The 23,257-nt window shown below is 70.4% G+C and carries 18 protein-coding genes; 11 read left to right on the forward strand and 7 right to left on the reverse strand.

Features of this window, described 5'->3' with window-relative positions; translation table 11 throughout:
* The first annotated feature begins 139 nt into the window (after window positions 1-139).
* The 5 genes from ACZ60E_RS09930 to ACZ60E_RS09950 are packed head-to-tail and all read left to right on the forward strand — an operon-like array spanning window position 140 to window position 9,161.
* The gene (locus tag ACZ60E_RS09930; RefSeq protein WP_469439287.1) at window positions 140-1,474 is read left to right on the forward strand and encodes an ABC transporter substrate-binding protein; all 1,335 of its coding nucleotides are present in this window, start codon (window positions 140-142) and stop codon (window positions 1,472-1,474) included.
* Window positions 1,475-1,481: 7 nt separating this feature from the next.
* Window positions 1,482-2,432: a carbohydrate ABC transporter permease gene (locus tag ACZ60E_RS09935; protein WP_469439288.1), complete on the forward strand. Its 951-nt coding sequence runs from the start codon at window positions 1,482-1,484 to the stop codon at window positions 2,430-2,432.
* Between the two features lie 47 nt (window positions 2,433-2,479).
* Entirely contained in the window at window positions 2,480-3,286 is an 807-nt protein-coding gene (locus tag ACZ60E_RS09940) for a carbohydrate ABC transporter permease (RefSeq protein WP_469439662.1), read from the forward strand.
* 48 nt (window positions 3,287-3,334) lie between these two features.
* Window positions 3,335-6,079 carry a glycoside hydrolase family 38 N-terminal domain-containing protein gene (locus ACZ60E_RS09945; RefSeq protein ID WP_469439289.1) on the forward strand — a complete coding sequence of 915 codons (2,745 nt, stop codon included), beginning with the start codon at window positions 3,335-3,337 and terminating at the stop codon, window positions 6,077-6,079.
* Window positions 6,080-6,128: 49 nt separating this feature from the next.
* On the forward strand, window positions 6,129-9,161 hold the full coding sequence (locus ACZ60E_RS09950; protein ID WP_469439290.1) for a glycoside hydrolase family 2 TIM barrel-domain containing protein: 3,033 nt from the start codon (window positions 6,129-6,131) through the stop codon (window positions 9,159-9,161).
* Between the two features lie 20 nt (window positions 9,162-9,181).
* Here the strand turns inward: ACZ60E_RS09950 and ACZ60E_RS09955 are convergent, their stop codons facing one another.
* Window positions 9,182-10,102 (reverse strand): LysR family transcriptional regulator, encoded by a 921-nt coding sequence (locus ACZ60E_RS09955; protein ID WP_469439291.1) that lies wholly within the window; start codon window positions 10,100-10,102, stop codon window positions 9,182-9,184.
* Between the two features lie 95 nt (window positions 10,103-10,197).
* On the opposite strand from ACZ60E_RS09955, the gene ACZ60E_RS09960 reads away from it, so the two are divergent.
* The gene (locus tag ACZ60E_RS09960) at window positions 10,198-11,427 is read left to right on the forward strand and encodes a nuclear transport factor 2 family protein (protein ID WP_469439292.1); all 1,230 of its coding nucleotides are present in this window, start codon (window positions 10,198-10,200) and stop codon (window positions 11,425-11,427) included.
* A gap of 19 nt (window positions 11,428-11,446) precedes the next feature.
* On the opposite strand, the gene ACZ60E_RS09965 is transcribed toward ACZ60E_RS09960, so the two are convergent.
* Window positions 11,447-12,769 (reverse strand): alginate lyase family protein, encoded by a 1,323-nt coding sequence (locus ACZ60E_RS09965; protein WP_469439293.1) that lies wholly within the window; start codon window positions 12,767-12,769, stop codon window positions 11,447-11,449.
* Between the two features lie 312 nt (window positions 12,770-13,081).
* Between ACZ60E_RS09965 and ACZ60E_RS09970 the strand changes: the two genes are divergently transcribed.
* From ACZ60E_RS09970 to ACZ60E_RS09985, 4 genes are all read left to right on the forward strand, one after another.
* Entirely contained in the window at window positions 13,082-14,194 is a 1,113-nt protein-coding gene (locus ACZ60E_RS09970) for a DUF1996 domain-containing protein (protein WP_469439294.1), read from the forward strand.
* Between the two features lie 90 nt (window positions 14,195-14,284).
* Window positions 14,285-16,033, forward strand: a complete 1,749-nt coding sequence (locus ACZ60E_RS09975; protein ID WP_469439295.1) for a discoidin domain-containing protein — start codon at window positions 14,285-14,287, stop codon at window positions 16,031-16,033.
* An 87-nt stretch (window positions 16,034-16,120) separates the two neighbouring features.
* Complete coding sequence (locus tag ACZ60E_RS09980) at window positions 16,121-17,161, forward strand: LacI family DNA-binding transcriptional regulator (protein WP_469439296.1); 1,041 nt, start codon at window positions 16,121-16,123, stop codon at window positions 17,159-17,161.
* A 353-nt stretch (window positions 17,162-17,514) separates the two neighbouring features.
* Complete coding sequence (locus ACZ60E_RS09985; RefSeq protein WP_469439297.1) at window positions 17,515-18,423, forward strand: glycoside hydrolase family 16 protein; 909 nt, start codon at window positions 17,515-17,517, stop codon at window positions 18,421-18,423.
* Window positions 18,424-18,516: 93 nt separating this feature from the next.
* Here ACZ60E_RS09985 and ACZ60E_RS09990 read toward each other — a convergent pair whose 3' ends face one another.
* Window positions 18,517-19,626: a beta propeller repeat protein gene (locus ACZ60E_RS09990; protein ID WP_469439298.1), complete on the reverse strand. Its 1,110-nt coding sequence runs from the start codon at window positions 19,624-19,626 to the stop codon at window positions 18,517-18,519.
* A 38-nt stretch (window positions 19,627-19,664) separates the two neighbouring features.
* Entirely contained in the window at window positions 19,665-20,726 is a 1,062-nt protein-coding gene (locus ACZ60E_RS09995) for a hypothetical protein (RefSeq protein WP_469439299.1), read from the reverse strand.
* Window positions 20,727-20,972: 246 nt separating this feature from the next.
* Here ACZ60E_RS09995 and ACZ60E_RS10000 point away from each other — a divergent pair, with 246 nt between their 5' ends.
* On the forward strand, window positions 20,973-21,470 hold the full coding sequence (locus ACZ60E_RS10000) for a peptidylprolyl isomerase (protein WP_384806853.1): 498 nt from the start codon (window positions 20,973-20,975) through the stop codon (window positions 21,468-21,470).
* Between the two features lie 113 nt (window positions 21,471-21,583).
* Here the strand turns inward: ACZ60E_RS10000 and ACZ60E_RS10005 are convergent, their stop codons facing one another.
* From ACZ60E_RS10005 to ACZ60E_RS10015, 3 genes are all read right to left on the reverse strand, one after another.
* Window positions 21,584-22,006: a hypothetical protein gene (locus ACZ60E_RS10005; RefSeq protein WP_469439300.1), complete on the reverse strand. Its 423-nt coding sequence runs from the start codon at window positions 22,004-22,006 to the stop codon at window positions 21,584-21,586.
* 90 nt (window positions 22,007-22,096) lie between these two features.
* Window positions 22,097-22,681, reverse strand: coding sequence for a hypothetical protein (locus ACZ60E_RS10010; RefSeq protein ID WP_469439301.1), 585 nt, complete (start codon window positions 22,679-22,681; stop codon window positions 22,097-22,099).
* Window positions 22,678-23,244, reverse strand: a complete 567-nt coding sequence (locus ACZ60E_RS10015; RefSeq protein ID WP_469439663.1) for an RNA polymerase sigma factor — start codon at window positions 23,242-23,244, stop codon at window positions 22,678-22,680. Before ACZ60E_RS10015 ends, ACZ60E_RS10010 begins: the two co-directional genes overlap by 4 nt.
* Between the last annotated feature and the right edge of the window lie 13 nt (window positions 23,245-23,257).

Here is a 23,257-nt window from a genome sequence, read left to right on the forward strand (position 1 = left end):
CCCGTGAGCGTTCACGGGACCGCTCACAAGCACCTGGAAAGCGTTGCGTCCCGTCCTTTCCACCCGGAGGGCAGTCCGCCCGAGGGATCAGCATCGAGCCGCCTAGCACCGTCGCTAGCCGTTGTCTGGAACGGAAAATATGAGCAGCACAGTCACGCGCATCCGCCTCACCGTCGTCGCCGCGGCCGCCGGTGTCCTCGTACTCGCCGGATGCTCGTCGTCCGACTCGTCGGGCAGTTCCTCCGCGGCGTCCTGCGAGCCCGCGAAGGGCAAGGTGACTCTCCAGTACTGGAACACGGTTCCGGGCATGGACGACGTCGTCGCCCTGTGGAACAAGAAGAACCCGGACATCCACGTCGAGACGAAAAACATCTCGAACGACCAGTACGGCACCCTCGGCAACGCCCTCAAGGCCGACAAGGCGCCGGACCTCGCCCAGGTCGGTTACGACCAGCTGCCCAACCTGCGCACGCAGAACGCCTTCGTGGACGCCTCCGACTGCTCGGCCGCCGCCAAGGCCAAGTCGAAGTTCGTGCCCTGGACCTGGTCGCAGACCAGCTTCGGGAACACCGGCGTGTTCGCCCTGCCGCAGGACACCGGGCCGATGGCCCTCTACGTACGCAGTGACATCTTCAAGAAGCACGGTGTCGCCGTCCCCAGGACGTGGGACGAGTACGCGGCAGCAGCCCAGAAGCTGCACAAGGCCGATCCGGACCTGGACATCACGTTCTTCGACCCCAACAACGCCGAGTGGTTCAACGGACTCATCTGGCAGAACCGGGCCAAGATGTACGGCTACTCCGGCGACAAGTGGCATGTGACCGTCGAGTCCGAGCAGAGCAAGCAGGTCGCCGAGTACTGGCAGAAGCTGATCTCCGACAAGCTCGTGCGCACGGACCTGGCCAACGGTTCCACGCAGATGTACGCCGCGTACCAGAAGGACCAGATCGCCAGCTATGTCGGCGCGGCCTGGGGCTACAGCATGTTCCGCGACAACCTGCCCAAGCAGGCCGGCAAGTGGAGCATCGTCCCCATGCCGACGTGGGGCACGAACGGCGCGTCCGGTGACTGGGGCGGCTCGACCGTCGCGTTCATGAAGGGCGGCAAGCACCTCTACGAGTCGGTCGAGTTCAACACCTGGCTGAACACCGACCCCGAGGCGCTCGCGCTGGAGAACAAGCTGGGCGGTCTCTACCCGGCCGCCAACGCCGGGCTGCAACTGCCGGCGCTGTCCAAGGGCGTGCCGTACTACAACAACGAGAAGATCTTCGACGTCTTCGCGGACTCGTCCAAGAACATCGACACCAGTTTCACCTGGGGCCCCACCCAGAAGACGGTGAACCTCGCGCTCCAGGACGCGATGGCGAAGGCCGCGGCCGGTGACGGCACCCTCAGCGACGCGCTGTCGGCGGCCCAGAACGCCGCGGTGAAGTCGATGAAGGACCAGGCGATCCCGGTCACGGCAGGCAAGTGAGCACGACATGACCGACCTCGCTACCCGCACGACGCGAGTGGTGACACCACCGAAGGGCCGCCGCCGTCTTCCCGACGGCGGCGGCCCCCGGGCCGGCACCATCACCGCGTTCCTGCTCCCCTTCTTCCTCCCGTTCGTGCTGTTCTACCTGGTACCGGTCGGCTACGCGCTCTGGCAGAGCTTCCGAGCCGTGCACCGCACCGGAGGCCAGTACGGCACCTCGTACACGAGCTTCGGCGGCTTCGAGCAGTACCAGAAGGTCTTCGAGAACGCCGAGTTCTGGTCCAGCATCGGGCGCATCGGACTGTTCGGCATCGTGCAGGTGCCGGTCATGCTGTTCGTCGCCCTGATCATGGCGCTGCTCCTCGACACGCCCCTGCTGAAGCTCAAGTCGGTCTTCCGCATGACCGCGTTCATGCCGTACGCCGTACCGGGTGTCATCGCCGCGATCATGTGGTCGTACCTGTACTCACCGCAGCTCAGCCCCGTCGTGGACCTGCTGAACGGCATCGGTCTCGACCCCGACTTCCTCGGCCCCGGAGCCGTTCTCTGGTCGGCGGCGAACATCTCCACCTGGCTGTGGACCGGCTACAACATGCTCATCATGTACTCGGCCCTGCAGTCGATCCCGCAGGAGCTGTACGAGGCGGCCAAGCTGGACGGTGCGAGCAACTGGGCCGTCGCGTGGCGCATCAAGGTGCCGATCATCGCCCCGTCGATCGTCCTCACCACGGTGTTCTCCATCATCGGCACGCTGCAGCTCTACGCGGAGCCGGCCGTGCTGCGGCAGATCTCCTCCAACATCTCCAGCACGTTCACGCCGAACATGCTCGCCTACGCGGTGGCGTCCGGGAACAACTACCAGCAGGCCGCGGCGATCTCGGTGGTCATCGCCGTCATCACCTTCGTCCTGAGCTTCGGATTCATGCGACTGACGTCGAAGAGGGCCGGCCTGTGAGCAACGCACGTGTGAACCGCGAGAGTCGCGCCGGCCGCACGGCGGCCATGGCCCTGATGCTCCTGCTGGCCGTCTACTTCCTGCTGCCGATCTACTTCCTCATCGTCGCGGCCACCAAGCCGCAGGGTGACCTGGCCACCACCAACGGGCTGGCGTTCTCGCACTTCAACCTGTTCGACAACCTGCGCGTCCTGTTCACCCGCAGCGACGGCATCTTCGGGCGGTGGGCCGTCAACACCGTGATCTACGCGGTGCTGGGCGCCGCCGTGGGCACGCTGATCTCCGCGCTGTGCGGGTACGCGCTCGCCAAGTTCCGTTTCCGCGGGCGGGAGTTCCTCTTCTCGGTCGTCCTCGGCGGCGTCCTCGTACCCACCACCGCGCTCGCGCTGCCGCTGTTCCTGCTGTTCTCGGCGACCGGCATCGTCAACACCTATCTCGCGGTGTTCCTGCCCAGCATCGTCAGCCCGTTCGGCGTCTACCTGGCACGTATCTTCGCCAACGCGGCCGTCCCGCAGGAGCTGATCGAGTCGGCACGGCTGGACGGCGCGGGCGAGTTCCGCACGTTCTTCTCGGTGTCGTTCAAGCTGATGACACCGGCCCTGGTGACCATCTTCCTGTTCCAGTTCGTCGCCATCTGGAACAACTTCTTCCTGCCGATGGTCATGCTGCAGAAGGAGTCCCTGTTCCCGATCACCCTCGGCCTGTACCAGTGGAACGGCCAGACCGCCCGGGCCCCGCTCCTCCAGCAGTCCGTCATCACCGGCTCGCTGGTGTCGATCGTGCCGGTGATCATCGTGTTCATCCTCCTTCAGCGGTTCTGGCGCACCGGTCTCGCGGCCGGTTCACTGAAGTGACCGCCCGCGCTTCATCCCCTCCCGCCCGTACAGAAGGTTTCTGCCGCCATGAGCAACTCCGCCGTCTTCGTGCCCCACTTCCACTGGGACCGGGAGTGGTACGAGCCGTTCCAGGTGTTCCGGCACCGACTGGTCACCGCCCTCGACACCGTGCTGGAGACGGCCGAGTCGAATCCTGACTTCCGGTTCACCGTCGACGGGCAGATGGCCGCGATCGAGGACTATCTGGAGATGCGGCCGGAGAACCGCGACCGGGTCGCCGCCCTGGTCGGCGAGGGCCGCATCGCCGTCGGTCCGTGGCTCATCCTGCTCGACGAATTCCTCTGCTCCGGTGAGACCATCGTGCGCAACCTGCAGATGGGCTGGGCCGCCGCGGCGGACCTCGGTGGCGCGATGCCGATCGGCTATCTGCCGGACATGTTCGGCCATGTCGCGCAGATGCCGCAGATCCTCGCGCGCGCCGGGATCGAGCACGCGGCACTGTGGCGCGGTGTGCCCGGTTCCGTCGACGGTCACGCGTTCCGCTGGCGCGCGCCCGACGGCTCCGAGGTGCGCACCGAGTTCCTCTTCGACGGCTACGACAACGGCCTCGACGTGCTGCTGGTGCCCGACAGTATCGGCCGCGCACTCGGCGACTACGCGGAGATGACGGCCGCCCGGTGGGGCACGGACCCGGTCCTGGCGATGGCGGGAACCGACCACAACGCGCCCGACCCGCACCTCGCGGCCTGGCTGCGGCAGGCTTCGGGCGAGGGCCGCCCCATCACCATGGCGACCCTCGTCGAGTACCTTCGCGACCATGTGCGCGACGAGGTGCCGGCCGTCGTCACCGGGGAGTTGCGCAGCCACTCACGCGGCAACATCCTCCCGGGCGTGCTCTCCGTACGGCTCGGCCTCAAGCAGCGGATGGCGGTCGCCGAGCGCACGATCGACCACGCCGAGCGCATGAACGCCCTGTGGTCCCGGCGCGACGACTCGCGGTTCCTCGCCCTCGCCTGGCACAAGATCATCGAGTCGACCGCGCACGACTCGGTCGTCGGCTCCGGCACCGACGAGACCTGCGACCAGGTCGCCGCACGTCTCGCGGAGGCCGCGCAGACCGCGCGCGCCGTCCGGGACGCGGCGCTCGCCGAACCCGCCGCCCGGGTACCGAGCGACGGCCATCTGATCGCCAACCCGCTGCCGTTCGCGCGCACGACGCTGGTCGAGGTCGACGTCGTCGCCCCGCCCGCCGGTACGCGTCTGGTCGCGACCACCGCCGACGGCTCGGCGCACCCCGTGCAGCTGGTCTCCGAGGCACCGACGGTCCTCAGCGACGAGCGCATGGACGCCTCGCAGCTCGAACGCGTGCTGCGCCGTATCCACCGCCGTGAACTGTTCGGCCGCCTCATCGACCACTACGACCTCAGCCCCGGTTCACTCGTCTTCCACCTCGCGGAGGTCCCCGCCGGGGGGCCGTTCGACCTGCTGATCCTGCGCAAGGAGGTCGCCGCCGCTGCCGCCGCGCATCCGGGCGAGTGGCGGGTACTGACGCTGGAGGAGCCGCGGGCCACCGCGCTCGTCCCCGTCGAGGTCCCCGCGTCCGGACTGACCGCGTTCCGGGTGGAGCCGCACGAGGACACCGTCGGCGCATCGGCCCCGTACGCGCCCACGCGGACCTCGTACGCGACGGCGACGGATCGTACGCTCTCCAACGGTCTGGTCGAGGTCGTGGTCGCCGCGGACGGCACGCTGGACATCGTCGGCGCCGACGGGACCGTGCTGCGCGGTGTCGGTCGTCTCGTCGACGGCGGTGACCGCGGTGACAGCTACAACTACGCTCCCCCGGCGCACGACGTCCTCGTCCAGGACCCGGTGCAGATCACCGTCGACGTCCTCGAAGACGGCCCGCTGCGCTCTCGGCTGCGGGTCACCCGCGTCTACGCGTGGCCCGTCGCCCTCTCCGAGGACCGCGACCTGCGTGACGGACGGACCGCGCCGACCCCGGTGGAGACGCTGGTGGAGGTACGGGCCGGTGAACCGTTCGTGCGTGTCTCCACCTCGCTCCTCAACCAGTCGGCCGACCACCGGCTGCGCTTCCACGTGCCGCTGCCCGAGCCGGTGACCACGTCCTCGTCCGCCGGACAGTTCGCCGTCACCGAGCGCGGACTGACCGCTGAGGGCGGCTGGGGCGAGTACCCGCTGCCGACCTTCCCCGCCAGTGCGTTCGTGTCGGCGGGCCCCGCCACGGTCCTGCTCGACCACTCCAGTGAGTACGAACTCGTCGGCGAAGGCACCGAACTGGCCATCACACTGCTGCGGGCGATCGGCTCGATCAGCGTCAACATCCATCCTCTGCGCGACGAGCCCGCGGCGAGCGAGATCCCCGTGCCGGGTGCGCAGGACCTCGGCATGCGCGTCGAGAACCGCTTCGCCGTCCTCCCGTCCGCCACCGGCTGGCGCGGGGCGGACGCGGTGGCTCTCGCCGAGGAGTTCCGGGGCGATGTGCTCGTCGCCCGTGGGACCGGGACCGCTGGTGGCCAACTGCCGCCGGAGACCGTCGGGTTGCGTGTCGACGGGCAGGACGTCCTCGTGTCGAGCATTCGCCGTGTCACCGACGACGAGTCCGGGAGCGGCACCGAAGTACGGCTGACCGCCCTGCGCGACAGCGCGTCCACCGTGCGTGTGACGGGTGCGTTCACCGAGGCCACCACCGTGGATCTGCTCGGCCGCCCCCTCTCCCGTACCGAGGCAGCGAACGAACTCGACCTCGTCCTCGGGCCATGGGAGATCCGCACGGTCGTACTCCGGTAGGACCCTCTCTGCCAGAGGACCGTCGATCCACAGAAAGAGTTGTGACCTCTTGTCCACCGAGCTCTCCCCCCATGTTTCGGACCTCGCACCAGGGCGTGGCGCGCTGCGCCCGGCGCGCTCCTGGCTGCACTCCGACGCGCCCTCGCTGTCGCTGAACGGGCCCTGGCGTTTCCGGCTGTCGCCGACGGCGTCCGGGCCGGAGGACTTCGCGGCCGACGGCTTCGACGACCACGGCTGGGACAGCATCCCCGTGCCCTCCCACTGGGTGCTGGAGGGTGACGGGGCCCACGGCCGGCCGATCTACACGAACATCCAGTTCCCCTTCCCGATCGACCCGCCCCACGTGCCGGACGAGAACCCGACCGGTGATTACCGGCGGCACTTCGAGGTCCCCGGCGACTGGTCGGACGCCGAGCGGGTGGTGCTGCGCTTCGACGGCGTCGAGTCGCTGTTCCGGGTGTGGGTCAACGGCGCCGAGGTCGGCAGCGCGAGCGGCAGCCGCCTGGCCCACGAGTTCGACGTCACCTCCGCGGTGCGCACGGGCGACAACGTCATCGCCGTACGGGTGCATCAGTGGTCGGCGGCCAGTTACGTCGAGGACCAGGACCAGTGGTGGCTGCCAGGCATCTTCCGCGATGTCACGCTCACCGCCCGGCCGGTCGGAGGCATCGAGGACGTCTGGCTGCGGACCGGCTTCGAGCAGGGCTCGGAGCCAGGCTGCCGGCAGGGCGCGGGGCTGGTCGAGGCGGAGATCACCGCCGACGCGGCCGCGTTCCCGGTCACCCTGCGCATCCCCGAACTCGGCGTCGAGCGTGTCTGGGCCTCGCCGGGCGACGTGGCGCCGTTCGACGTCCCGGGCGTGGAGCCCTGGTCGGCCGAGATGCCCCGCCTGTACGACACCACCGTGTCCTCGGCCGCGGAGAGCGTCGCGCTGCGGGTGGGTTTCCGTACGGTCGAGATACGCGGCGACCAGTTCCTGGTCAACGGCAGCCGGGTCGTCTTCCACGGAGTGAACCGGCACGAGGCGCATCCCGAGCGTGGCCGTGTCTTCGACGAGGAGCACGCCCGCGAGGACCTGGCCCGCATGAAGCGGTTCAACGTCAACGCCATCCGCACCAGCCACTACCCGCCGCATCCCCGGCTCCTCGACCTCGCCGACGAGCTCGGCTTCTGGGTGGTCCTGGAATGCGATCTGGAGACGCACGGCTTCGAGAAGCTCGCCTGGGTGGGCAACCCGAGCGACGACCCGGCGTGGCGCGAGGCCTACCTGGACCGCATCCGGCGCACCGTCGAACGGGACAAGAACCACCCGAGCATAGTGATCTGGTCGCTCGGCAACGAGGCGGGCACCGGCGGCAACCTGGCCGCCATGTCGTCATGGGTCCACGCCCGCGACCCGGAACGCCCGGTGCATTACGAGGGCGACCACACCGGCGAGTACACGGACCTCTACTCGCGCATGTACGCGTCGGTGCCGGAGACCGAGCAGATCGGCAGCGACGACACACGCTCCACGCTGCTGAACTGCACGCCCGCGCAGAGCGCCCGGCAGCGTACGAAGCCGTTCCTGCTGTGCGAGTACGCGCACGCGATGGGCAACGGGCCGGGCGCGTTCGACCAGTACGAAGCACTCGTACGGCGGTATCCGCGGCTGCACGGCGGCTTCGTGTGGGAGTGGCGCGACCACGGCATCCTCACCACGACCCCGGACGGGACGCCGTACCACGCGTACGGCGGTGACTTCGGAGAGGTCGTGCACGACGGCAACTTCGTGATGGACGGCATGCTGTTGACCGACGACGTCCCCACACCCAGCCTCCATGAGTTCAAGGCGGTCGTTGCGCCGGTCGAGTTCACCTTCGAGAGCGCAGGTGACAGCGCCGACGGCGACGGTCACGGGGAGGTCGGAGTCACGAACCTGCGGCACACCGCCGACACGTCCGACCTGCGCTTCCGCTGGCGTGTCGAGCACGACGGCACCCCGGTGGCCTCCGGCGAGTTGAAAGTCCCCGCCGTCACCGCGGGCGGGTCGGGGCGGGTGCCGCTTCCCGCGGTCGCCGTCGCCCACGACGCCGAGACATGGCTGACGATCGACGCGGTCCTGGCGGCGCCGACCGCCTGGGCACCCGCCGATCATGTGCTCGCCACGGCCCAACTGGACTGCTCGGCACCCCGTCGCGTGCCCGCTGTCCGGTCGCGGGCCGCGTGGCGGCCGGGCGACGGAGACCTCTCGCTCGGCATCGCCGACTTCACCGGTGGCTCCCTTACGCGCCTTGCCGGGCGCGAGGTCGGCGGGCCGCGACTGGAACTGTTCCGCGCGCCGACAGACAACGACGAGAGCCCGTCCGACGGGGTCGAGGAGAGCGACGCCGGCATTGCCGGGGTGTCCAACGCCGAGCTGTGGCGTCGTGACGGTCTCGACCGGCTCACGACACGGCGTGTCTCCGTTGAGCAGACCTCGGACGCCCTGCGCACCGTCGACAAGGTCTCCTCGGCGAACTCCGCGTCCTGGGTGACGGTGGAGTCCGTGTGGTCGGTCGAGGACGGTGACCTGGAACTGCGCGTGGAGATCGAGCCGTCGCGTGGCTGGCGGACGGTGTGGCCGCGGATCGGGCTCCGCTTCGATCTGCCCGACGGCACGGCTGCCGTGGACGGGGCGGACTGGTTCGGTCTGGGGCCGCTGGAGTCGTATCCCGACAGTCTCCGCGCGACCCGCACGGGCAGGTTCTCCGCCACGATCGACGACCTCTCGGTCGAGTACGCGCGCCCGCAGGAGACCGGTCACCGTTCCGGACTGCGCCGGCTCACACTGGTGAGCGGCGACAGCGAGGTGCTGCGTGTCGAGGCTCTTCCCGACACGCGCGGGCGTCGGCCCGGATTCACGCTCAGCCGCCACACCCCTCAGGACATCGCCTCCGCACGTCATCCCTTCGAGCTCGGCGACTCCGCGACGAGTCACCTGATCATCGACGCGGCCCAGCACGGGCTCGGCTCGCGCTCGTGCGGACCGGACGTGTGGCCCGAGTTCTCGCTCCGCCCCGAAGCGCGCACGATCAGGTTGCGTCTGTCGGCGACGGACTGAGACTCCGCAGCAGCCCACCCTCACACGGTGGGCTGCTGCGCGGTTCGGCTCGTGCGGAGTTCGCCGAAGGCGGCAGCGACCCGGTCGTGGAGAAGCGCCGCGGAAGGGTGGGGGTCACGTCGTGGCATGACCGTGTAGAGGCCGCGGGTCGGCGGGTCGACGAGGGACACGGTGGTGACGTCGGTCCGCAGCGCACCCGTCAGTACCCCGGGGATCAGCGCGATGGCGTGGCCGGTCGCGACCAGGGCCAGTTTCCCGGGCAGATCGGCCGCGTTGAGGTCGATGCGGGCGGCGACCCCGGCGCGGGCGGCGTGCTGGCGCAGCAGCGCCGCCGAGCCGTCGTTGTCCTCGGCCCAGGTCTCATCGGCGAGTGCCTGTATGCGCACCGGACCGGCTCCGGCCTGCGCGTGGCCGACAGGCAGGACGACGACCATGTCGTCGAGACCGAGGAAGCGACGGTCGACGCGCGGGTCATGGGGCAGTCCGGGCGGGGCGTCGGTGACGACAGCGACGTCGAGGTCGCCGGTGATCACGCGGTGGTGCAGTTGCGCGCTCAGGCCGGGCCGCAGGCTCCACCGTGCGGGTCCGGCCACTTCCAGCAGGCTCCGGATCGCCTCGGGGACGAGCCCCGCGGCCAGGGACGGCGGCGCGCCGATCGCCAGCAGCCGGTCTGCGACCCCGTCACGCACGTCCCGTACGGCGCGAACGGCACGGTCCGCCTCGTTGAGGGTGGCCAGGGCGTGGCCCCGGAACACCTCACCGGCGGGCGTCGGACGCACGCCCCGCGCATGACGCTCGATCAGAGACACGCCGAGCTGCCGCTCAAGGCCGGCGATCTGCCGGGAGACGGCCGACTGCGTGTGGTGAAGCTCGCCGGCGGCCGCCGACAGCGACCCGAGCCGACACACCGTCACAAAGGTCCGCCACACCGTCAGATCCATGGGACCAGTATGACCAGGCGGTATGCGGCTGCCGCAGGGTGGACCTGCTGGATCTGCGCTTGTCGCAGGCCACGAGGTGCAGCACGGTGACAGGCATGACCGCACAGCACACGATCGCCGTTCTCGGCCTGGGACGCATGGGCGAAGCCGTCGCGACACGACTCGCCGCACAGGGCCGGCAGGTCCTCGGCTGGACACGCTCGGGGCGCACGTCAGGCTCCTTCGACACGACGGGCGATCCGCACGAGGCCGTGGCGAAGGCCGATCTCGTACTCCTCGTACTGTTCGACGGCCCGGCCTGCCGACAGGTCCTCGACACGGTCCAGGACTCCTTGCGGGCCGACACGGTGGTGGTGAACCTCGGCACCATCGCTCCGGCGGAGGCCTCCGAGCTGGCCCGCCGTCTCGGCGCCTCCTACATCCACGCGCCCGTACTCGGCTCCGTGCCCGCGGTCGCCGCGGGTGCCCTGCAGCTCCTCACCGCCGCCGACCCGGACACGCTCGATCGGGCCCGGCCGGTTCTGGAGGCGCTGGGCACCGTACGACGTGTCGGCGACGCTTCCACCGCCGCCGCACTGAAGTTGATCGCCAACAGCAGCCTGGCCGGGGCCGTCCTCGCACTGCGCGACGCACTGCAACAGGCGGACGCCCTCGGCCTCTCCCGTACCCAGGCCCTGGACGTCCTCGAACTCGGCCATCTCGGCGGGCTCGTGGCCCGCAAACGCTCCTTCCTCGGGAGCGAGCCGTCAGCCGACACGGCCTCGGGCACGGCCGCGGCTTCCGAACCCGCCACGGCTTCTGGTACGGCCGCGGTCCCAGCCGTCGGCAGGGCCGACTTCACGATCGAGGCGCTGGCCAAGGACATGGATCTGCTGGCCGACGCCTCGGACACCCCCCTGCGCTGTATTTCCGGACTGTCCGACACCCCCGGCGGCCCGGAAGCCGACATCGCCGTCGCCGCCACGGCCCCGGCGGTGGCGGACGCCGTGCTCGCCCCGCTCCGCGCCTACCTATGTGGACACGCCACCGGCGACCCCGGCCACTTCCGCGCCGCGTTCCTCCCCAGCGCCCACGTCGAGGGAGTACGGGACGGTGTGTTCGTCTCATGGCCGCTGGACGAGTACTGCGCGCTCTTCGACGGCCGGCCGGCGCCCGACGAACCGGCCCGCTCCCGTCGCATCGACACCGTCGACGTCCACGGCACCGTCGCGACCGCGACGATGACGCTCCGGCACGGCCCGGACACCTTCACCGACGTGTTCCTGCTGGTCCGCGTCGACGACCGGTGGCGCATCGCCAACAAGGCGTACCACCGGCACTCTTGAGCACCCGGGCCCCGGTGCCTCAGCCCGTTATCGAGTCCAGTTGCTCGGCCGCGGGCCGTAGCGCCCACAGGTCTCCGCCCGGCGGCTCATCCAGCAGGGGCACGGCCTGCCGCGCGGCGCGGTCGCCGGCGTCCGCGGCCGCGTGGACGACGTCGCTCGCCGCGAAGCGACGGAATTCGAGTTCGGGGTGCGGCCAGGCGACGCGTCCCGTGGCCGCCGGAAGCAGGTAGCGCACGGCCTTGAACAGGCTCTGGCCGTCCGGTCCCCGGTGGCGCCACAGGTCCACGCCGATGTGCTGCCCGATCGCGGCGAGTCTGGTGTACGCGACGAGGTCGAAGGTCGAGTAGTGCCAGCTCCTGGTCCGGGCGAGCTCCTGCGGCTGGCTTCCGTCCGCCGCGATCTGGGGATCGACGCGGGTGACGGCCGCGGCGCGTACGGTCCGGCGGGCCAGGTCCTTCTCGCCGGTGGCGGACGCAAGACCCGCCACCAGCAGGTCGTAGAACGTGCCGTGGTTGTTCGCCGCCGCCGCTTCCTGGCGGCCGAACTCGCTGGTCGTCAGCCAGTCGAGGAAGTCGCTGTTCCACTGCCGCATGCCGGCCCGGTCCGCCCTGCTCCAGGCGGGCGCGCCGGACCGGGCGCCGGACTCGAGGATCGCGACGGCGTCGAGGACCGCCGTGTAGGACTGCGAGAAGTCGATGATGCCGATGGCCCGGCCGTCGTACTTGCAGGGGATGAACTGGGCATGGTCGAGGTGCGGGTTCATCCGTGTCGCGGACGCCAGGAACCATGTCCGCAGGACCTGCGCGGCCTTCTCGGCGTACTGCCGCTTCCCCGTGTAGTGCCAGGCGAGCGCGAGGTCGTACGACGAGTCGAAGACCTTCTCCAGGTCCAGCCGGTCGGTGCCCGAGTCGACCTCGGGATTGCGCTCGCCGTCCCGCTGGACGTACGGGCAGCCCCACGGGTTGTCGGCGGTCGGCGGTCGGCTCGGCCACCAGTAGGGGGCCTGGCTCAGATAGTCGTGGACGTCGCCGCCGGGTGCGGGCCTCGGCTTGTCGACCACGGTCCAGGGGCCCTGGTCCAGCCACTTGTCGGCCCGGCCCGTCAGATCAGCGACGGCTGCGCGGAGTTGGGGGTCACCGTGCTGGAGGCGGACCTTGGTCTGCTGGAGCCGTCCGCCGTCGAGGACGACGGTGTCGGGCCGCGCGGTACTTGAGTGGTCGGCCCGTGCGTCGGCGGACCGTGCGTGAGCGGCCTCTGGATGAGCGGAGGCGGCTGGGCCCAACAGGCCGACGAACAGGGCCGCGGACGTCAGAACCGCGATACGGCACACTCGTTTACCCATCGATCCTCGTTCGTGTAGGCGAATGAAGTTCATGGATGGAGACGATGTGAGGTTAGGGGCGATGCCCGGAGTTGGCAATGGGGCTGCGCGATGCGGCAGTTGCGGAGCCGAGGGCCACGCGAGTGCGCGCCCCTCGCGGCAGACCACCGCCAACTGCCCCTTCCGTCGGATGCCTTGACACCCCGCGCTCCCGCCTCAACACTCCGTCACGGGAGAGTGGGAGAGCGCTCTCCCGACGATCCCCCGGTCGCGCGACCCGCCCAAGGGGCCGCCCCCGCACAGTTCCCCCATCGACGTCCTCAGGAGGTCTCCATGCCACGGAGATCGCAGTTCGTCTCAGGAAGCCTGATCGCCGGCGCCCTACTGCTGACCTCGCTCGGTCTGGGCGGTGTCGCCGCCACCGCCGGCACTCCCCCACCGCCGGGCGACGCGACAGCGGCGTCCACCACGCACCGCACGGGCCACATGGGCACCATGGGCCACACCATGGCGGCGTCGACCGCCGCCTCCCCGGAGGACCCCGACGGCGACGGCTACATTCCCGCGAACCCGCCGGTGACCGGCGTCTCGCCGTCCACGAAGGAGCCGCCCCACCGCTACTTCCACGAGTTCCAGGCCAACTGCTCGGTGAGCCACACCAAGCCGGACGACCCGATCGTCTACCCGCAGCAGCCGGGCAAGTCCCACGACCACACCTTCATGGGCAACCGCTCGACGAACGCGAACAGCACGACGTCCTCGCTCGACGGCGCCACCACCACCTGCAACGCGCCCGGCGACCGGTCGGGCTACTGGATGCCCACCCTCTTCAAGGGCGACCAGCCGGTGCTGCCGGTCGGCCAGCAGGTCATCTACTACAAGGCGGGTGTCACCGACTACACGAGCGTGCGCCCCTTCCCCAAGGGCCTGCGGTTCCTCGTGGGCAGCCCGACCCAGAGCCGGGAGGAGTTCCGCGGGCACCGCGGCTTCGTCGAGGGCTGGGAGTGCGGCGACAGCTTCTTCAACGTCGACTTCCCGACGAACTGCCCGAGCCGTCCGGACGTCAAGCTCAACATCCGCTTCCAGGCGCCCAGTTGCTGGGACGGCCGGTATCTGGACACACCGGACCACAAGAGTCACATGGCCTATCCCGTGGTCAACCCCGGCACGAACAACAACATCTGCCCGACGAGCCATCCGGTCGCCCTGCCGATGATCGAGTTCAAGATGGCCTGGCCCGTCAACGGCGACCTCTCCCAGGTGAAGTTGGCCAGCGGACCGAGCTGGTCGTTCCACTACGACTTCTTCAACGCCTGGGACGCGCCGACCCTGAACGCGCTGGTCGGCCACTGCCTCGTCGGCGGCCTGCAGTGCGACGCGCGCGGCTACGACCAGACCCACCCCGAAGCCGGGGCGGCGCTCGACGAGAACTACGAACTTCCCTGAGCGAGCCTGCCCCTGTCTCGTACCGGGCGGCCGGGCCGGACCACCCCGCCACGGTCCGGCCGCCCTCCACCCCCACACCGGAGATCCCCTATGAGCCCCACTCCTTCCCGCACGCGCCGTATCGCGGCGCCCCTCACCGCAGGGCTGCTGGCCGCCGGCGCCCTCTCCCTGCCCGCGCAGCAGGCGCACGCCGCCGGCAGCGTCGTCAGGGTGACCGGCTCCCAGGGCAACTGGCAGCTGACCGTGGACGGCAGCCCGTACCAGGTCAAAGGCCTGACCTGGGGTCCGGCCGTGGCCGACGCCGGCCGGTACATGCCCGACGTCAGATCCATGGGTGTCAACACCGTCCGCACCTGGGGCACCGACGCCTCCAGCAAGGCCCTGTTCGACTCCGCGGCGGCGAACGGCATCAAGGTCGTCGCCGGGTTCTGGCTGCAGCCCGGCGGCGGTCCGGGCAGCGGCGGCTGTGTGAACTACCTGACGGACAGCGCGTACAAGAACCAGATGCTCGACGAGTTCCCCAAGTGGGTCCAGGAGTACAAGGACCATCCCGGTGTGCTGATGTGGAACGTCGGCAACGAGTCGGTGCTCGGCCTGCAGAACTGCTTCAGCGGTGACGAGCTGGAACGGCAGCGCAACGCCTACACCACCTTCGTCAACGACATCACCAGGAAGATCCACGGGATCGACCCGAACCACCCGGTCACCTCCACCGACGCATGGGTCGGCGCCTGGCCCTACTACAAGCGCAACGCACCCGACCTCGACCTGTACGCGGTCAACGCCTACAACGCCGTGTGTGACATCAAGTCCGCCTGGGAGCAGGGCGGTTACACGAAGCCGTACATCGTCACGGAGAGCGGCCCGCCGGGCGAGTGGGAGGTGCCCGACGACGCCAACGGGGTTCCCCAGGAGCCCACCGACCAGGCCAAGGCAGCCGGATACACCCGGGCGTGGGGCTGTGTCACCGGGCACCGGGGGGTCGCGCTCGGCGCCACGATGTTCCACTACGGCACCGAGTACGACTTCGGCGGGATCTGGTTCAACCTGCTGCCCGCCGGACAGAAACGGCTGTCGTACTACGCGGTGAAGCGCGCGTACGGCGCGGACACCTCGCGCGACAACACTCCCCCGGTCGTCTCCGGCCTGTCCGTGGAGGGCGACGCGGGCAAGGTGCAGGCCGGGCGCGACCTGACCCTGGCGGTCGGCGCGAGCGACCCCGACGGGGACGCGATCTCGTACGAGGTGCTGGACAACAGCATGTACGTCGACCGGAGCGGGCAGCTCACCCCGCGGCCGCACACCGATCTCGGCGGGGGCCGGCTCAGGGTCACCGCGCCCGACCGGCCCGGAGTCTGGAAGATCTACGTCAAGGCCACGGACGGCAGGGGCAACGTCGGCGTCGAGACCCGCTCGATCCGTGTGGTGCCGCCGGTGGTCGACGGCACGAACCTCGCGCTGAACAAGCCGGCGACCGCCTCCTCGTACCAGACGGGCGGCGGCGACTGCCCCTGCACCGCCGCGGGTGCCGTGGACGGGAAGAACGACACGCGCTGGGCCAGTGACTGGAGCGATCCGCAGTGGCTGCGGGTCGATCTCGGCACGCGCAGCACGTTCAGGCATGTGCAGCTGGTCTGGGAGACCTCGTACGCCAAGGCGTACACGATCCAGACGTCCGACGACGGTCAGAGCTGGCGGACCGTGCGCGAGGTGACCGACGGCAACGGCGGGGTCGACGACTTCGACGTGTCGGGCACCGGCCGCTATGTGCGGGTCAACGGCACCGCACGCGGCACCGGTTGGGGCTATTCCCTCTATGAGTTCGGCGTCTACAAGTGACCTGTGGGACGACCGGCGCCGAGGGTCGGCCCGTACTCCGGGAGAGCGCTCTATGCCGTCCGTGACCGGTGCCGTTAGGGTGCGGGCATGAGCAGACAGGCCCCGACCCTGGAGGATGTGGCGCGGGAGGCGGGCGTCTCCCGCGCCACCGTCTCCCGCGTCGTCAACGGTGTCCGCAACGTCGACCCCGCCATCCAGGAGTCGGTCCGCGAGGCCATCAGCAGAACGGGTTACGCGCCCAACCAGGCGGCCAGATCGCTGGTGACCCGGCGTACCGAGACCGTGGTGCTCGTGGTGTCCGGCGCCGGTGACGTCTCGGAGGAGGAGCAGAACGCCTTCGCCGCACGGGTGTTGGCGGACCCGTTCTTCGGCCGGGTGGTGAGCGGGGTCGTGGGCCAGCTGCGTCCGCGCTCGATGCATCCGGTGCTCATGTTCGCCGAGACAGCCGAGGCACGGCAGGAGGTCGTGACGTATCTGCGGCAGGGCAGCGCGGACGGGGCCCTCGTGGTCTCGACGCACGCGGACGATCCGCTGCCCGCGCTGCTGGCCGGGGCGGGGCTGCCCGCCGTGCTGTTCGCCCGGCCCTCCCGGCCGGTCGCGCTCAGCTATGTCGACCTCGCCCACCGGGACGGCGGACGGCTGGCCGCCGAGCATCTGCTGGGCCGCGGCTGCCGACGCATCGCCACCGTGTCCGGACCGCTGGCCGTGTCCGCGAGCCAGGAGCGCCTTGCCGGGTTCCGCGACACGATGGCCCGCCACGGCCACGCGTACGTCCCGCTCGTCCAGGGCGGTTTCACCGTCGACAGCGGCATGGCGGCGATGACGGAGCTGCTCGCCGAACACCCGGACACGGACGGGGTGTTCGCGGCCAACGACCTGATGGCCCAGGGCATCTGCCAGGTGCTGCGGGAGCGGGGGCGGCGGGTGCCGCACGACGTCGCGGTCGTCGGGTTCGACGATTCGAGCGTGGCGGTCACCTGCCGGCCACCGCTCACCACCGTCCGCCAGCCCGTCGAGGACATGGCGGCGGCGATGGCCCGCCTGCTCGCCGAACACATCGCGGGCGTACGCACCGAGCCGACGTCGATCATCTTCGATCCCGAGCTGGTGGTCCGGGAATCCGCGTAGGGCCTGTCTGACAATTCCCGTCGTCGCCCGCAGGGCGGCCGGGCGGCGTCAGGCGCGTGCTCTCGCCGTGCCGGGCGCAGAGCCTCGTACTGAACGTACTTGGCTCTGTGCACGGTGCGGCGAGTGGGGGTCCCCCCGGCCGGAGGCTGGGGGAGCGTGCATGGCGTCGCCCGGCAGACGGGAATTGTCAGACAGGCCCCAGGCCTGTCGGGCTGTGGCGCCGGGCGGGGGCAGCGGCGAGGATGTTTTCCGGTAGCCGGCCTTTGGCAGTCGGCCTTCGGTAGCCAGCCTTTGGCAGACGGCGGACGGCAGTTGGCTGTTGGCGTCGGCAGTTGCGACCCGAGGAGTCCGTGATGGGTTCACACGCGGCCCCGCACCACCTGAGGCCCCCCTTCCTACTGGTGTCCGTGGCGGTCGCGCTCGTGGCCGCGCTCCTGTGGCTCCCCCGCGCCGACGGCGCGCCCGCGAGGACCGACGTCTGCGGTGCCACGGCCGTGCGGCTGCCCCGCGGTGACTGCGGTCCCTTCTGGCAGGTCCTCGCGGAGGACTTCAACGGCGACCGCGTGCCGCTCGGTTCGTTCAGCGACTGCGATCACCACGTCGACACCTCCGGCGCCCACTGCGGAGGGTTGCGCGGCACGTACCGCGACAACTGGTGGGCGTATCCCACCGGTTGGCCCGACACCGCCGTGAGCCGGGGCCGGGAGGTGGTGGGCGTGTACCACCCGGAGGACACCGTGAGCGTGGGTCCCGCGCCGAACGGCGACGGACGGATGTTCATCCGGATGTGGCGTCCGGCCGACGGCGGTCCCGTGCACTCCGCGGCGGTGCTGCCTCGCGCGGTCATGGACATGGCCTACGGCAAGTACTCGGCGCGCATCAAGGTGACGAAGGCGGCGCCCGGCTACAAGTCCGCGTGGCTGCACTACGGCGGCGGCTGCGAGATGGACCATCCCGAGGGCGAGTGGACCGGTCCCCTTTCGTCCTTCCACCATCCCTGCGGGGGCGGTGAACAGGGCTACTTCCCTGGCAGTGACGACTGGACCGACTGGCACACCGTGTCCACGGAATGGACGCCCGGCAACGTCCGCTTCTTCGTCGACGGCCGCGAGACGGGCCACGACACCCGGGGCGTGCCGGACAGCCCGCTGTCCTGGGTGATGCAGAACGAGAGCGCCCTGGAAGGGCCCGGGGCGGCGCCCGGCAGCAGCGCGCAGATCGACATCACGTGGGTGGCGGCGTACGCGTACGGGTGGAAATGACCGCGAGGCCACATCATGGGGTGCCGCGGGGTCCACGTCGTCGGTTGCGCCGGTCCGCGCCGTGGGCCGCGGCCTGCGCAGTGTGTTCCGCGGTCAGTCGAACCGCAGGATGCGCGGGGCGAAGGTGCCCTCGGGGCCGTCGGCGCGGCCGACCGACCACACCGACTCCGTGCCGGGCACGGTCGCCAGCCGGAGCGTCCAGGACTCACCCTCACCGGCCACCGCCGGTTCGCCGTACTCGGTGAACGACTGGCCGTTCCAGGCGAGGAAGTCCGGCCCGGGGACGAGCGGCGGGCTGCTGCCCGCCGGGCCCCACTTCTGCGAGCGGGCCACCGAGACCCAGCCGAGCGTGCCGGACGTGGTGGGCGCCAGTGAGTCGACGGAGCCGAAGTCGGTGGGCACGGTCACCTTGTTCCACGCCTGTCCGTCGAAGCGGACGAGCAGGGGCGGAATCGGCCGGCCCGGTGGACCGCCGACGAATCCGGCCGTGCCGCCCGCCCACACCTCTGTCGGGGACACCGCGAGCACACTGCCGACGGCGGACCGCGGGAATCCGTCCACGACGGTCTGCTGCCACGCCTGCCCGTCCCAGTGCGACACGGCGGCACCCGAGACGTTCGCGCCCGCGGCCCAGACGTCGTCCGCCGCCAGGATGTGCAGGCCGTACACGGCTCCGGGCGGTGCCGGCACGTCCTGCCAGTCACTCCCGTCCCAGCGCAACAGGGCCTGCGCGCCGTCCCGCGAACCGATGAGCCAGATCTCGCCGCCGCCGGCGACGGCTTTGGTAGGCACAACCCCGCTCGGCGGCCTGCTCTCGCTCCAGGCCTGGCCCTCGCACCGGAGCAGACGGGCGCCGCCCGCCGAGTCTCGGCCGACCGCCCATACCGCGGTCGGTGAGGTCGCGGCGACGGACAGCAGTTCCCCCTGCCAGCGGATTCCGGGGAGGTTCTGGCGCTGCCAGGCGGTTCCGTTCCAGCGCAGTACGAGCGGGAAGCCCGGTGCCTCACGGCCGACGGCGTCGGCGCCCACGGCCCACGCCCGGTCCGGCCCGAACGCCACGGCCTCGTTCAGTGCGGCCTGCGGGCGGACCTGTGCCGGGACCGGAACGTGCAGCCAGGACCGCGTGTCCGCCGCGGCCGATGCCATGCCGGCCATGATGGTCATGGCGACGGCGAGGACCGCGACGAGAAGCCGGTGAGCCATGGGTCTTCCGCGGGTGATGGGCAGTCCGTGGGACATGGTCAGCCTCCCAGCCGCTCGCTCATCAGGTTCGGTTTCGAGCCGTAGATCTCGGCGGTCCCGAAGGACAGCAGTGCGGATCCGCTCCTCGCCAGCGCACGCGGTTTGACGTCGATCGCGTTCGTACGTTCCGGTCCGTAGGAGAAGGTGGTGCGGCGGCCGTCCACGCGTGCGTACTTCGACTGGAACGCGCGGTCGCTGCGCACCGGCAGCCACAGGGCGCCGTCCGGGCCGCGCACCATGGCCTCGGTGTAGGTGTCGCCCAGCGGTGGGTGGGTGGTGCGCCAGGCGTTCCCTTCGCCGTCCCACGTCATCAGGTAGGTGCCGGCCACGCCGTCGGTGTACTGGCTGCCGCCGATCGTGACCCGGCCGGAGGGTTCGAGCAGGATCATGTGCACGTTGCTGTCCGGCGGCAGCGGTACCTGAGCGTCCCGCCACGCCGTGCCGTCCCAGCGCAGGACGGTGGTGCCGGTGTCCGTGTCCGCCCAGGCCCAGGCGTCGTCGGCGGTGCGGGCGGTGATACCCATCAGGTAGCGCACACCGTCCGGGGTGGCCTGCGTGGTCCAGCCCGAACCGTCGTGGTGCAGCACCTTCAGGCCGGTGTCGTCCTCGCCGACCACCCAGGCGGCACCCGGTACCGCGGTGAAGTCCTGGTACGTCCACAGGGTCTGCGGCAGCGCGACGGTACTCCACGCTCCCGCCGACCGGCGCAGGATCTCTCCGGCTCCGTCGTGATTGTGGAAGATCCGCACTTCCCTGCCGACGAACTGCACCTTGCCCAGCCAGCCCGGTTCACCGGAGCCGGGGAAGGTCGTGTCCCGGCTCCACGCCGTGCCGTCCCACCGGTACAGCATCGGCCGCAGCCCGTCGGCGGCCTGCTCGTACCCGGTCGCCCACGCCTCGCCCGGCCCCCGGGCGGCGAGATCGGTCACGGTCACCGGCGGGGCCGCCGCCGGTACCGGCAGCACCGACCAGCTCGGTGTCACCGCCACCGTCACCGTCGGTGACGACAGGGCGGCGCACGCGAGCAGAAGGCAGACAACGGCCGCACGAAGACTGTTCACGAGCCCCCCAGAGTCACAAGTGCCCCAGAACGTGAAGATCGGACAGCCTAGGGGCGCTGCCGCACCCGTGAACAGGCGGCAACCGGCCGATCCGGTCGACCCGGCTGATCCGGCTGATCCGGCTGACCCTGCCGAGCCGGCCGATCACGGAGGGACCTGCCGGGGGAACCGCCGGAAACTGGGCTTCTCGGGCGGCGAAGCAGGGTGGCACCCTGGCAGTGCGCGGGGACGTGAAAGGATTGCCCTATGTCTACCAACGTCTTCTTCGACATCACCATTGACGGCGACGCCGCCGGCCGCATCGTCTTCGACCTGTACGACGACGTCGTCCCCAAGACGGCGCAGAACTTCCGTGAGCTGGCCACCGGCCAGCACGGCTACGGATATGAGGGCTCGGGCTTCCACCGTGTCATCCCGGAGTTCATGCTCCAGGGTGGTGACTTCACCCGTGGCGACGGCACGGGCGGCAAGAGCATCTACGGCGCCAAGTTCGATGACGAGAACTTCAAGCTCAAGCACGACAAGCCGTTCCTGCTGTCCATGGCGAACTCCGGCCCGAACAGCAACGGCTCGCAGTTCTTCATCACCACGATCATCACCTCGTGGCTGGACGGCAAGCACGTGGTCTTCGGCGAAGTGATCGAGGGCCAGGACCTCGTGCGGAAGATCGAGTCCCTGGGCTCGGGCTCCGGTACCACCCGCGCGAAGATCGTGATCGCTGCCTCGGGCATCGTCGAGAAGTAGGGTCCGCACCCCGGGCGGCGGGGCACCGACTCGACGCAAGCCGTCCGGGTCGCGCGCTCACCCCGTCGCCCGGGGGCCAGCCCCGCTCGCCCCGGGCGCCGCACGACGGCGCCCTAGGCGCAACCCGGTGGTTCCTTCTCGGACGTTACGAACTGCAGCGTCGGCATCCCGGCGGCGTCGAAGTCGGCGGTGTCCGGCCCGATCAGCGTCACGTACCCGGGCAGTATCTGACTGTCCCGCGAGGGCGGCTCCCCCTGGACCTGCTCGACCCCGGGCAGCACGGAGTCGAGAACCCACCAACGGCCGCCGAAGTGCAGCCACTTGATCCCGCAGTGCGTATAGAGGTCGTACGGGTACGGCTTGTGCTGCTCGGGATCCGCCGGCCCTTCTTGCCCCTTGCCCCTCTCCACGGTGCGGGCGGGCAAGGTCGGACCGGTGTACCCCTCCTCGCGCGGACGGTCGTCCGAGGGCGAGCAGCCGGAGAGCAACAGCCCGGCGCTCAGAAGCAGGATGGCGACTTGGCGCGATGATTTCACGCACCTCAGACGCCGGGGCCGCCTGTTCCGTTCGCTCCCTGCAGCCTCGCCGACTGCAAGCGCCACAGGCGCCGTTTCGGCCCACTCGCCTCAGGGCATCAGCGCGGCCCCTTCGAAGGGCACCTCCTGGCAGGGCTTCATCGGCCCCTTGAAGATCAGGACCCGACCGGCCGCGTACACCCCCGGCTTCACCGGCGGCTGCGGGTCCTCCACCGCCACGGAGTCCCCGGTGTGCAACGTGACCTTGAAAGCCTCCTCCCAGTCGCTGCCGTCGACGGAACCCTTCATCATCTCCGGGCGCAGGTTCTCGCCGCGCGGCTCCGCGCAGACGTAACCGGCCCTGGGGGCGTCGATACTCACGTGGATGCCCTCCGCACGCAGGCGCTCGGCCAGTTCGTTCTGCTGGTCCTCCTCGAACAGCCCGAACTGATCCAGCAAGGTGAGGACGATGCTGCCGTCCGGCTGCCGCTCGATGGCGTACGCGGAGGATCCGCCCGTCGCGGAGGGGAGGGCTATCAGCGCGCCCGCCACGGCGGTGGAGGCCGCGAGGGCGATCACGGCCCGCCGGGGGGTGATCCTGCGACGGGGCGCGGGTTCCGGCAGTTCGTCGGCCCGGAGTGCGATCTCCCGCTTGAGTTCGTCGAGGAGACGGTCCTCGAAGGTCTTCGTGCTCATGCTTCTCCCCCTGCGTAGGTGAGGCCTGTCTGATCCGCTGCCGACACTTCCGATGCCCTGCGGGTGCCGGGCGTGCCCTGCGGCGGCGACCCGGCTGATCCCTGGGCGACGGTCTCCGTTCCGGTGGCCGCGGAGCGCAGCGCCCTGCGGGCCCGGTGCAGCCGCACCCGGGCGGTGACCCGGCGTATGCCGAGCGCCTCGGCGGCCTCGGTGACGGTGAGCTGGTCCACGGCGACGAGTTCGATCACCGCGCGCTCACCGGCAGGCAGGCCGTCCAGGGCGGCCAGGGCTCTGCGCCCTGCCTCCTCCGCGTCGAGCTTCTCCTCCAGCCGGTCGATGTCGTCGCCGTCCAGCAGCCGACGGCCGGCGATGCGACCCCCGAGCGCGTTCTGTCGAGCGCTGCGCCGGGCCTCCGCGGCCACCACATTGCGGGCGATGCCGAACAGCCATGCCGCCTCGGTCCCGAGGTCGGGGCGGTAGGCACGCGCGGAGTCGATCACGGAGAGAAAGGTCTCGGCGGTCAGATCGGCGACGGTGTGCGGATCGGTGACGCGTCGGGCCATGAAACGGGTGACG

The organism is Streptomyces sp. NPDC102514 (assembly GCF_055584525.1).